Annotated in this window: 10 protein-coding genes; 2 read left to right on the forward strand and 8 right to left on the reverse strand. The window is 62.2% G+C overall.

Annotated features, from left to right (window positions below; genetic code table 11):
- Positions 1 to 142: 142 nt before the first annotated feature.
- The 5 genes from Q1V60_RS00805 to Q1V60_RS00825 form a co-directional block, all read right to left on the reverse strand.
- Positions 143 to 727: a nucleotidyltransferase family protein gene (locus Q1V60_RS00805; protein ID WP_300626774.1), complete on the reverse strand. Its 585-nt coding sequence runs from the start codon at positions 725 to 727 to the stop codon at positions 143 to 145.
- On the reverse strand, positions 724 to 1,710 hold the full coding sequence (locus tag Q1V60_RS00810) for an XdhC family protein (protein ID WP_300626775.1): 987 nt from the start codon (positions 1,708 to 1,710) through the stop codon (positions 724 to 726). The genes Q1V60_RS00805 and Q1V60_RS00810 overlap by 4 nt, the downstream gene beginning before the upstream one ends.
- Positions 1,710 to 4,031 (reverse strand): xanthine dehydrogenase family protein molybdopterin-binding subunit, encoded by a 2,322-nt coding sequence (locus tag Q1V60_RS00815; protein WP_300626776.1) that lies wholly within the window; start codon positions 4,029 to 4,031, stop codon positions 1,710 to 1,712. The genes Q1V60_RS00810 and Q1V60_RS00815 overlap by 1 nt, the downstream gene beginning before the upstream one ends.
- Complete coding sequence (locus tag Q1V60_RS00820) at positions 4,028 to 4,495, reverse strand: (2Fe-2S)-binding protein (RefSeq protein ID WP_124405028.1); 468 nt, start codon at positions 4,493 to 4,495, stop codon at positions 4,028 to 4,030. Before Q1V60_RS00820 ends, Q1V60_RS00815 begins: the two co-directional genes overlap by 4 nt.
- A gap of 245 nt (positions 4,496 to 4,740) precedes the next feature.
- Positions 4,741 to 6,072 carry a dicarboxylate/amino acid:cation symporter gene (locus tag Q1V60_RS00825; protein WP_300626777.1) on the reverse strand — a complete coding sequence of 444 codons (1,332 nt, stop codon included), beginning with the start codon at positions 6,070 to 6,072 and terminating at the stop codon, positions 4,741 to 4,743.
- Positions 6,073 to 6,410: 338 nt separating this feature from the next.
- On the opposite strand from Q1V60_RS00825, the gene Q1V60_RS00830 reads away from it, so the two are divergent.
- Complete coding sequence (locus Q1V60_RS00830) at positions 6,411 to 7,409, forward strand: AraC family transcriptional regulator (protein ID WP_300626778.1); 999 nt, start codon at positions 6,411 to 6,413, stop codon at positions 7,407 to 7,409.
- Between the two features lie 126 nt (positions 7,410 to 7,535).
- Here the strand turns inward: Q1V60_RS00830 and Q1V60_RS00835 are convergent, their stop codons facing one another.
- The 3 genes from Q1V60_RS00835 to Q1V60_RS00845 are packed head-to-tail and all read right to left on the reverse strand — an operon-like array spanning position 7,536 to position 9,883.
- The gene (locus Q1V60_RS00835; RefSeq protein WP_300626779.1) at positions 7,536 to 8,882 is read right to left on the reverse strand and encodes an ATP-binding protein; all 1,347 of its coding nucleotides are present in this window, start codon (positions 8,880 to 8,882) and stop codon (positions 7,536 to 7,538) included.
- Positions 8,879 to 9,556, reverse strand: coding sequence for a response regulator (locus Q1V60_RS00840; protein ID WP_010208358.1), 678 nt, complete (start codon positions 9,554 to 9,556; stop codon positions 8,879 to 8,881). Before Q1V60_RS00840 ends, Q1V60_RS00835 begins: the two co-directional genes overlap by 4 nt.
- A gap of 18 nt (positions 9,557 to 9,574) precedes the next feature.
- Complete coding sequence (locus tag Q1V60_RS00845) at positions 9,575 to 9,883, reverse strand: hypothetical protein (protein ID WP_300626780.1); 309 nt, start codon at positions 9,881 to 9,883, stop codon at positions 9,575 to 9,577.
- A 152-nt stretch (positions 9,884 to 10,035) separates the two neighbouring features.
- Here Q1V60_RS00845 and Q1V60_RS00850 point away from each other — a divergent pair, with 152 nt between their 5' ends.
- A complete protein-coding gene (locus tag Q1V60_RS00850; RefSeq protein WP_300626781.1) occupies positions 10,036 to 10,752 on the forward strand; it encodes a 4'-phosphopantetheinyl transferase superfamily protein in 717 nt (238 codons plus the stop codon).
- The last annotated feature ends 159 nt before the right edge of the window (positions 10,753 to 10,911 follow it).

A 10,911-nucleotide genomic window follows, 5' to 3' on the forward strand; every position in this document is an offset into this window, starting at 1 on the left:
TGGCGAGGGAGCTTGCTCCCGCTGGACTGCGTAGCAGTCCTATGTTCTGGGGCCGCTTTGCGACCCAGCGGGAGCAAGCCCCCTCGCCACGACAAAGCATTCCTTCTTGCCTGACTTGCATCAGGGCTTGCTCGCCCCCCCTTTACCCGGCATTGAAATTCAGCCGATGCGGCACATCGACATCCCACAAAACGCCCGGGTCATCCACCGGCACTTCACGCAGAGTGGCCTGCACAAACAAAGACTTGGCCCCGCGGTCACCGCTCAGCGCCATCAATGCCGGTCCCAGTGCAGCGCCGAATGCGACGGGATGCCCATAGTGACCGGCATGCACGGGCACGCTGATGCCATCCACGCGCGCGATCACCTGCTCAATACTCGACGCCCGGATAAACGGCATGTCCCCCAGCAGCACCAACCACCCCCGCGCCGAGCCGCTTGCCGCGACGGCCGCCGCTATGCTGTCGCCCATGCCGGCCGATTGCAGCAGCAAGACCTTGCAACCATGCGCTTCGGCCAACCGAATGACGTGCTCGCGATCCGGCGAGGTCACCACCCAGCGCTCCATCACGCAGCTCGGCAAACTCACCAATACCTGCTCGATCACCGACCTGGTCACGCCGTCCAGGCCGACACAATGGGCAAGCAACTTATCCCGATCAGCCCCCGCCTCGGCGCGGAAACGACTGCCCTGCCCCGCCGCCAGCACAATCGCCGTCACTGTCACTGGGCGACCACCGCCATCGGCTTTTTCTGCAGAGGTGCCACGCCGTTCTTGATCGCGACGATTTCCGCCATGAGCGACAGCGCGATTTCCGCCGGCGTATGACTGCCGATGTGCAAGCCGATTGGGCCATGCAAACGTGCGATCGCCTCCGCCGACAAGCCCAGCGCCGCAAGGTTTTCCCGACGCTTGTGCGTATTGACCCGCGAACCCAGGGCGCCAATGTAGAAGGCGCTGGAATTCAACGCCGTGAGCAGGGCCATGTCATCCAGACGTGGGTCGTGGGTCAGGCAGACAATCGCCGTGCGTTCGTCGGTCTGGATATTGAGCACCGCTTCATCGGGCATGCCCGGCACGAAGCGACCGTGTTGTTCCTCCCAGCCATACACAAACTCATCACGCGGATCGCAGATCAGCACTTCAAAGTCGAGCAAGCGCGCCATTTCCGCGACGTAGCGCGACAGTTGCCCGGCGCCGATCAACAGCAGGCGCCAGCGCGGCCCATAGATGGCGCGCAGGCACTGGTCGTCAAACGTCACCACATCGGTCTTGCTCGCGGTGCTGAGGGTCACTTTGCCAGTGGCCAGGTTCAGCTCCCGCGCAACAATTTGATGATCCTCGCAGCGTGCGAGCAATTGCGCGACCCACTCCCAGTCATCCACCCGTTCCTCGGTCAGGCGCAGGGTGCCGCCGCAGGGCAGGCCAAACCGCGCCGCCTCATCGCGGGTGACGCCGTAGGTCACCAACTGCACCGGTGGGCCGTCGTCGGGCAAACGGCCATCCTGCAAGCGCGCGATCAAGTCATCCTCGATGCAGCCGCCGGACACCGAGCCGATCACCACCCCGTCGCCACGCAAGGCCAACATCGCCCCCGGTGGACGTGGCGCGCTGCCCCACGTCTGCACCACGCTGTACAACACCACGCGCTGCCCGGCGCGGCGCCATTCCAGCACGCTGCGCAAGACATTCAGATCCACACTGTCCATCAGGCCTTCGCCTCCTGCCAACCCTGCAACTGATAACGAACCGGCAGGCTACGGATACGCTGGCCAGTAGCCGCGAAGATGGCGTTGCACAATGCCGGCGCAATCGGCGGTACGCCGGGCTCACCGACACCACCCAACGGCACCTCGCCTGCCGGCGTCACCAGATGCACGGCGATTTGCTTGGGCGCCAGGGACATGCGCGCCACTTCGTACATATGGAAATTGTCTTGCTGGACCTTGCCGTCCTTGAAGCTGATCTCCCCCAGCACCGCGTTGCCCAGGCCCATCACGCACGCACCTTCGAACTGCGAGCGGATGCGTTCCGGGTTGATCTGCGGGCCGCAGTCCACGGCGATATCGGCCTTGTGCACGATCAGCGTGCCGTCGTCTTTGACTTCCACCTCAATCACTGCCGCCACATAGGTGACGAAGCTGTAGTGCACCGCCAGCCCCAGGCCACGGCCCTTGGGCAGCTTGCGCCCCCAGCCGGCGGCTTTCGCGGCGGTTTCCAGTACGCCACGCATGCGCGCGGTATCGATCGGGTAACGCTCGGGGGATTCGCCGTAGTTCCACTCGTCGCTCAGGGTCTTGGGATCGATCTGGCGGTCCGGCCCCAGCAACTTGAGCTGGTACTGCAACGGGTCCTGGCCGGCCTTGTGCGCCAGCTCATCGACAAAACTCTGAATCGCAAAACCGTGGGGAATGTTTGACACCGAACGGTACCAACCCACGCGTGTATGCGCCGACGCCTCAGGGTTTTCCAAGCGAACATTGGGAATGGCGTAGGCCATATTGGTAAAGCCCATGCCCAGTTCGAACGCCGCTTCGTGGTTCATGCCCGGCGCGAACAGCGCGGTGATGCTCGGCGCTACCGTACGGTGCAGCCAGGCGGCGGGCAGGCCGTCTTTGTTCAGGCCGGCCTTGAGGTATTCGGCGGACACGGTATGAAAATAGGAATTGTGGATATCGTCTTCGCGGGTCCACTGTACGCGCACGGCTTTGCCGGGAAACTGCTTGGCCAGCACGGCGGCTTCGATGATGAAGTCCGGCTTGGATTTACGCCCGAAACCACCGCCCAGCAACGTCACATGCACCGTGACGTTATCGAAGGGCAAACCCAGGCGCTCGGCGATGCGTTCACGGGTGACTTGCGGCGCCTGGCTCGGCGCCCAGGCTTCGCACCGGCCCTTGTCGAAACGGGCAACGGCGACCATCGGCTCCATCGGCGACTGCGCCAGGTGCGGCAGGTAGTAGGCCGCCTCCAGCGTGCTGTCCGCCTCGCCCATGGCCTGGTCAAGGGTGCCGGTGTTACGCACCACTTTGCCGGGGTTCTGCGCGGCGGTTTCCAGCGTCTTGCGGTACTCGACGGAGTTGTAGCCGGCGTTGACGCCGTCGTTCCACACGATGTTCAGCGCGTCGCGGCCTTTGATCGCCGCCCAGGTATTGCTGGCCACCACGGCAACGCCACCGAGGGGCTGAAATTCGGAAGGGATCGGCCGGCTTTCGATTTCCATCACCTTGATCACGCCCGGGACTTTCAACGCCGCACTGGCATCGAACGATTTAACCTTGCCGCCATACACTTTCGGCCGCGCGATGGTGGCGTAGAGCATGCCGTCGAAATGCACGTCGGCACCGTAGACTGCGCTGCCGTTGACGATATCAACGCCATCGATGGCCTTGACGCCTTCTTTGCCGATATAGCGAAATTCCGTCGCCTGCTTGAGTCGCAGACTGTCGCGTGGGGGAACGGCCAATGCAGCGGCAGTGGCGGCCAACTCGCCGTAGCCCAGCTCACGACCGCTCGGTTGGTGAATCACCTTGTGCAATTGCGCGCGGCATTCGCCAACCGGGACCTTCCACTGCTCGGCAGCGGCCTGCTCCAGCATCGCCCGCACACTGGCGCCGCAACGCCGCATCGGCTCGTACCAATGGCGCATGCTGCGCGAGCCGTCGGTGTCCTGGTTGCCATAGCGCACCTCGTCACCCGGCGCTTGCTGAACCTTCACCCTGGCCCAATCGGCCTCCAGCTCATCGGCTACCACCAGGCTAAGACTGGTGCGCACGCCCTGCCCCATCTCCGAACGGTTGCACACCACGGTCACCGTGCCGTCGGTGGCGATGCTGACGTAGACCTTGGGGTCGTCGATCAGCCCGTTGGGCATCGCATCGCCGCCGTATTGTTTAACCGCATCGGCCGCGAAAGCGTCAGGCAAGCCCCAACTGGCGGCGATCACCAGCACACCCGTGGCACTCGCGCCTTTGAGAAAGCCGCGACGGCTGAGGTTGTTGAGGACGAAATCAGCGGGTAACCGGCTCATGCCTTGGCCCCCAGGTGCGTGGCTGCCTGACGGATCGCGGTCTTGATCCGGTTGTAAGTGCCGCAACGGCAGATGTTGCCGACCATTGCCTCCTCGATCTGTTCGTCGCTGGGGTTGGGGTGGGTTTTCAGCAGCGCGGTGGCCGACATGATCTGCCCACCCTGGCAATAACCGCACTGGGCCACGGCGGTGTCCAGCCAGGCTTGCTGCACGACCTGGCCGACCGGGTCGGTATGCAGGTTGTCGATGGTGCTGATGGCCTGGCCTTTGACCGCGCCGATCGGGGTGATGCAACTGCGCGCGGGCGCACCGTCGATATGGATGGTGCAGGCACCGCACAGGCCCATGCCGCAACCGAACTTGGTGCCGTTGTAGCCCGCCACATCGCGAATCGCCCACAGCAGCGGCATATCCTCCGTGACGTCCAGTTGATGGTCTTGACCGTTGAGTTTCAGGGTAATCATGGGCACGCCGCCTGTTCATTGCGTTGTTAGGGGCGAGCAATCTGTTGCAAGGGGTCACGCGGTTCGGTGCGCACAGATTGGCTCAGGCTGAGGAGGCTCTCTTGTGAAGACAGGTCTTCACCGGGCCCTTGGTGGTACATGGACCTAATGTAAACCAAAAAAGTCGAAAGTTACCGGCCAGACATGCAAACGCCCCGAACAGGTCGGGGCGTTTGCGGGTAGCGCAGGTTCACGCCATCAGCGGTTTACTTGACGACAGGTGCAGCGCCTTCGGCTACGCCCAGATCATCCAGCTCGCGGGTTTCGGAGATACCGGTACCGCCGGACGCCAGCTCGCTTTGCAGCTTGTCGGTGTCCAGCTCCTTGACCCACTTGGCCACAACGATGGTGGCAACGGCGTTACCGACCAGGTTGGTCAGCGCACGGGCTTCGGACATGAAGCGGTCGATACCCAGGATCAGCGCCAGGCCGGCAACCGGCAAGTGGCCTACGGCCGACAGGGTTGCAGCCAGTACGATGAAACCACTGCCCGTCACACCCGCAGCGCCCTTGGAGGACAGCAGCAGCACCAGCAGCAGCGTGATCTGGTGGGTGATGTCCATGTGGGTATCGGTCGCCTGAGCGATGAACACGGCCGCCATGGTCAGGTAGATCGAGGTACCGTCAAGGTTGAACGAGTAACCGGTTGGGATTACCAGGCCGACCACGGATTTCTTCGCGCCAAGACGCTCCATCTTGATCAGCATGCGTGGCAGTGCGGATTCGGAAGACGAGGTCCCCAGCACGATCAACAGCTCTTCACGGATGTAGCGGATCAGCTTGATCACGCTGAAACCATGAGCGCGGCAGATGCTGCCCAGTACCACCAGCACGAACAGGACGCAGGTGATGTAGAAGCAGATCATCAACTGGCCCAACTGCACCAGGGAGCCCACACCGTAAGCGCCGATGGTGAATGCCATGGCGCCCAGGGCGCCGATTGGCGCGAGCTTCATGATCATGTTGATGATGTTGAACATCACGTGGGCGAAACGATCGATGAAGTCCAGCACCGGCTTGCCGTAGGCACCCAGGCGGTGCAGGGCGAAACCGAAGATCACCGAGAACATCAATACTTGCAGGATGTCGCCGTTGGCGAAGGCGCCGACGATGGTGTTAGGGATCACATTGAGGATGAAGCCGACGATGCTCTGGTCTTTACCGGCAGTCACGTAGGCAGCGACTTTGGAAGCGTCCAGGGTAGCAACATCAATGTGCATGCCGGCGCCCGGCTGCACGACGTTGACCACGATCAGGCCGATCAGCAACGCGATGGTGGAGACGACTTCGAAATACAGCAGCGCGTAGCCGCCGGTTTTACCCACCGACTTCATGCTTTGCATGCCAGCGATGCCACTGACCACGGTGCAGAAGATGATCGGGGCGATGACCATTTTGATCAGCTTGATAAAGCCGTCACCCAGTGGCTTGAGGGCCACACCGGTCTGCGGGTAGAAGTGACCGAGCAAAATACCGATAACGATTGCGACGATCACCTGGAAATACAGGGATTTGTAGAGTGGCTGACGAGTCGTCATTGCAAAGTTCCTCAATCGCACCGTGTGGCAAATATCCGCCATTGCCCACGACACTTGAATTGCGAACCCTCCTGCACTGGAGGGATTTGTTGTTTGCGAGGCCTGTGGAAACAACCCTGCGCTGTAATCCTTATCGCAAACGGCGTGCCACTTTGCTGAAACCCCCTGAAAGCCCTTGGCCATCAGGGCTGGCGGCTTGCCTGGGCTCGGCGGGCGTGACTTAAGATGGCGGATTTCCGCCTCCTCACCCCGCCTCGTCCTACAATTTGGCGGATATCCGCCTTGTGACCCGGTCGGGTGATGACTACCATCCGCCACTCCATGGACGAGGCCCTGATATGCGTGAACGCACCATCGCCAGCCACTTCGCCCGCGCCGCCCTGGGAGGTGCGCGTCGGGCCGGTTACGACTGTTCGGGGCTGCTGACGCAGGTGGGCATCACTCCCGAACTGCTGAGCGAACCCCGTGCGCGCATCGCTCCGGAGCAATTTACGCGGTTGCTGCAAATGCTCTGGCTGGCGCTGGAGGATGAATACCTGGGGTTCGCCGATGGGCCGAGCAAACGCGGCACCTTCGCAATGATGTGCCATGCGCTGATTCATTGCCGCACGCTGGAGAAGGCTCTGGAACGCGGCTTGTTATTTTATGGACTTTTCCCGCATGGCCCACGCTGGCAGCTGACAAGAGAAGGCGACATGGTTCGTTTGAGCCTGGACGACTCGCCCTTGTGGGACCCGGACCACTTTCTCAGTGAATGCCTGCTGGTGATCTGGCATCGCCTGGGCAGTTGGTTGATCGGCCGGCGTATTCGGCTGCATCAAGTCACCTTCAGTTATCCGAGGCCGGCCCACGCCGGTGAATACGACCTGCTGTTTCCATGCCCCCAGGTATTTGACGCGCCGAGCAGCAGCCTGGTGTTTCCCAGCCGTTACCTGAGCCTGCCGCTGCTGCAGGATGAACGCACCCTCAAGCACTTTTTACAGCGCTCCCCCGCCGACTTGTTGTCTCGACCGGATGAGGGCGACAGTTTGAGCAGCCAACTGCGCCGCTTGCTCAGCCGCGACCGCACGCCCTGGCCGGACCTGGAGGCCGTCGCCCAGCATTTGCATATCAGCCCACAGACCCTGCGTCGGCATCTGCGTGAAGAAGGCAGTAGTTTTCAGGCGTTGAAGGATGAGTTACGCCGCGACATCGCCATCTACCACTTGGGGCGAGCGGACTTGTCTTTGCAGGAAATTGCGGAACAGCTGGGGTTCTCTGAACCGTCGGCGTTTCATCGAGCGTTCAAGAAGTGGACCGGGTTGACGCCGGGGGCGTATCGGGCGCAGGAGAGTTAGGGGTGTATTGGGAGGGCCTCTTCGCAGGCAAGCCAGCGCCCCATTTGAACGTATTCACACATCGAATTTGTAAACCCGATCAACTGTAGGAGCTGCCTGCGAAGAGGCCAGCAGCACCCACAGCGATCACAAGGCCGGAAAGTGAATCTTGAACGCCGCGCCCCCCAGAGCCGAATCGCCCAAGGTCAATCGCGCGTGATAGCTTTCGATGATGTCCTTGACCACCGCCAGCCCGATGCCCTGCCCTGGGTGCTGGCGGTCAAGCCGCTCGCCCCGTTGCAGAATCCGCGCGCGCTGGTCCGGTGGCACACCCGGGCCGTCGTCTTCGATACACAACTCGATGCCCTCCAGGTTTTCCACCAGGCTGATACGCACCTGCTTCAGGCATAGGCGATAGGCGTTTTCCAGCAGGTTACCGAGCATCTCGAGCAGGGCGCCTTTCTCGATGGGCACGTCGCACGCCTCCGGCAGCTCAAGGGTCACGGTGACGCGCTTGTCTCGGTAAACCTTGTCCAGCGTGTCGCACAGGCTTTGCAGCACCGGCTCCAGGCGCACCTGGTGGCGGACCAGGCCGCTCTTGCGCAGGCTGGCGCGCTGCAATTGATAGCCGATCTGCTGGCTCATGCGCTCGATCTGCGATTGCAGCACCCAGGCCTGGCTGCGTTCTTCGGGGCGCTGGGCCATGTCTTCGCTCACACCCTGCAATACCGCCAGCGGGGTTTTCAGGCTATGGGCCAGGTCATCCAAGGAGTCGCGGTAGCGCGCACGCTGCTCGCGCTCGCTGTGCAGCAAACGGTTGAGGGAGCCGGTGAGGCGCAACAGTTCCCGAGGGTGCTCTTCGCTGAGGCTTTCGCGGGTGCCGCCTTCGATCTGGTCCAGCTCCTGGCTCAAGCGCCGCAGAGCCTGCAGGCCCCAGGTCAGGCCAAGCCACAGTAAGGTCAACAGCACCAGCAACGCCGCGCCGAACCCCAGGTAGAGATTCTCGCGCAGGCCTTCGAGGGTCAGTTGGTATTCGCGCACCGGCTGCAAGGCGACGATGCTGAAGGCCGCACTCTTGCCGCCCAGCAACCGGACCTCGACGTCGTAAACGAAAAATTCCTGGCCGTTGGCTTCGCGAATGCGCGCAAATTCGTTGCCGCGCCCATCGTAGCGCGGCTTGTAGTTGATATTTTCTTCCTGAGTCGCCCGCGAACGCCACACCAAGTGGCCTTCACGGTCGTAGATATAGCCGAGCAGGCGGCTGTCGGTCAGGTTGAAACGCTCATCGGGCAACTGCGCCGGCATCAGCAGCCGGTTATTTTCCACCCGTGCCGCAGAGATCAGGGTGGTGACATCCGACGCCAGGCGCTGCTCGATGGAATCCTGCAACGCCAGGCTGAAAGCCCCTTGCATGGCGGGCAACAAGCCCAGCATAAACAGCACCGCCAGGGTGGCGGCGGCCAACATCAAGCGCACACGGAGCGAGCGAATCAACGGCAGCGCTCATTGAACAGGTAGCCCAGGCCGCGCACGGTGTCGATCGGTTTGAACCCGGCCGGACCTTCCAGCTTGCGGCGCAGGCGACCGACCAGCACTTCTATGACGTTCGGGTCGCGCTCATCGTCATCGGGATAGAGCTGTTCCATCAAGCGGTCCTTCGCCACCACCTGTTGATGATGGCGCATCAGGTATTCGAGGATCCGATACTCATAGGCGGTCAGCGCCAGCGGCTGCTCGTCCAGCGAGGCTTGCTTGCGATTGAGGTCCAGCAGCAGGGGCCCGGCGACAATGGTCGATTGGGTAAAGCCACTGGAGCGGCGCAGCAAAGCGTTCATGCGCGCCTCGAGTTCTTCGAACTGGAACGGCTTGACCACATAATCGTCGGCACCGGCAGCCAGGCCTTCAACTTTGTCCTGCCAGTTGCCGCGGGCGGTAAGGATCAGGATGGGAAAGGTCTTGGCCTGGGTGCGCAGTTGCCGGATCAGGTCCAGGCCGCCCATGCCGGGCAGGCCCAGGTCGATGATCGCCAGGTCGTGATTGAATTGGCCGGTCTGGTACAGAGCTTCCTCGGCATTGGCCACGGCTTCGACGACGTGCCCGCTGTCGGTCAGGCGGGTAAACAGGTGATGACGCAACAGCGCCTCATCTTCCACCACCAGCAATTTCATAAGGCTCTCCAAGGCGATTCAACAGTCCGAGCGGGGGATATCATAGCGGCCCTGCATGTCTTGCGGGCGCAGTTTAATACCATTGTATTGGCCTGACAGGTGCGCATAACCGGTGCGATAGCCCGGTTGAGGGGTAGAGGCGCCCAGGGACTGGCCCCACGGGGCGGCCTGAACGCTCACCTCTTCGAAGCTGACACGATGGATCAGGTTGCTGGATTTCTTGGTTTTCTCGCGGCCAAATGCGGCAAAGGTGCTGTCGCTGGCTTGCACGCCAACGGTGGCACTGAGCATGGTCAACGCCAACATCAGCTTCTTGATCGCAGTCATGATCGTTACCTCGTACGCGTTTAGGCTGTAAGGCCCACACTACGCAAACGCCCCTGAACTCCCCCTGAACAGGCTCTGAACGCGGCTTGAACCGCAACGGGCCATGCGCTACGGGCTATGCACTGGCGCGCCAACTCGGCAAAATGTCGCGCATGATGCCCCTACCCGCCTGCTGCACCCCACTCGATGCCCATTGGCCGCTGCCTGCTCCCTTGCCGGGCACGGTTTTTTTGAGCACGCGATTCGACCCGGCCTTATTGAACCCGGATGATTTCCAGCGCAGCGCCGTACCGCCGCCGGCGAGCATCCAGCGCTCGGTGGCCAAGCGCCAGGCGGAATTTCTCGCCGGCCGCCTGTGCGCTCGCGAAGCGCTGCAACGGCTCGATAATCTCGAGTGCATTCCGGCCATTGGAGAAGACCGTGCACCGATGTGGCCAGGGCATATCAGTGGCTCCATCACCCACAGCAGCGGGCACGCCGCGGCGATTGTCGGGCATAAGGCTCAATGGCGCGGGCTGGGGATGGACCTGGAGAACCTGCTGACGCTGGAACGGGCGGAACGCCTGGCGGGCGAGATTCTTACTCCGGATGAATTGCAACGAATGGCCGCCTTGCCGCGCGAGCAAAGGGCCCTGCTGGTGACGCTGACGTTTTCGGCAAAGGAGAGCCTGTTCAAGGCGCTCTACCCCATCGTGCAGAAGCGCTTTTACTTTGAGCATGCCGAGGTGGTGGAGTGGTCGCAGGCTGGGCAGATACGGCTGCGGTTACTGACGGACCTGTCCAGTGAGTGGTGTTATGGCAAGGCGCTGGAGGCGCAGTTTGCGGTGGATGGGGAGCAGGTGCTGAGCCTGGTGGCTGTCGGCGCCTGATGGAGCGCCATCGGGCAAGCCCTAATGCCGGTCAGTTAAGCGCTAAAGCAGAACAACCTGCGACCTGTGGCGCGGGAGCTTGCTCCCGCTGGACTGCATAGCAAACCCATTTTTGGGGCCGCTTCGCGCCCCAGCGGGAGCAAGCTCCCTCGCCACAGT

Source organism: Pseudomonas sp. (assembly GCF_030147005.1).
In the GTDB taxonomy this organism is placed as follows: Bacteria; Pseudomonadota; Gammaproteobacteria; order Pseudomonadales; family Pseudomonadaceae; genus Aquipseudomonas.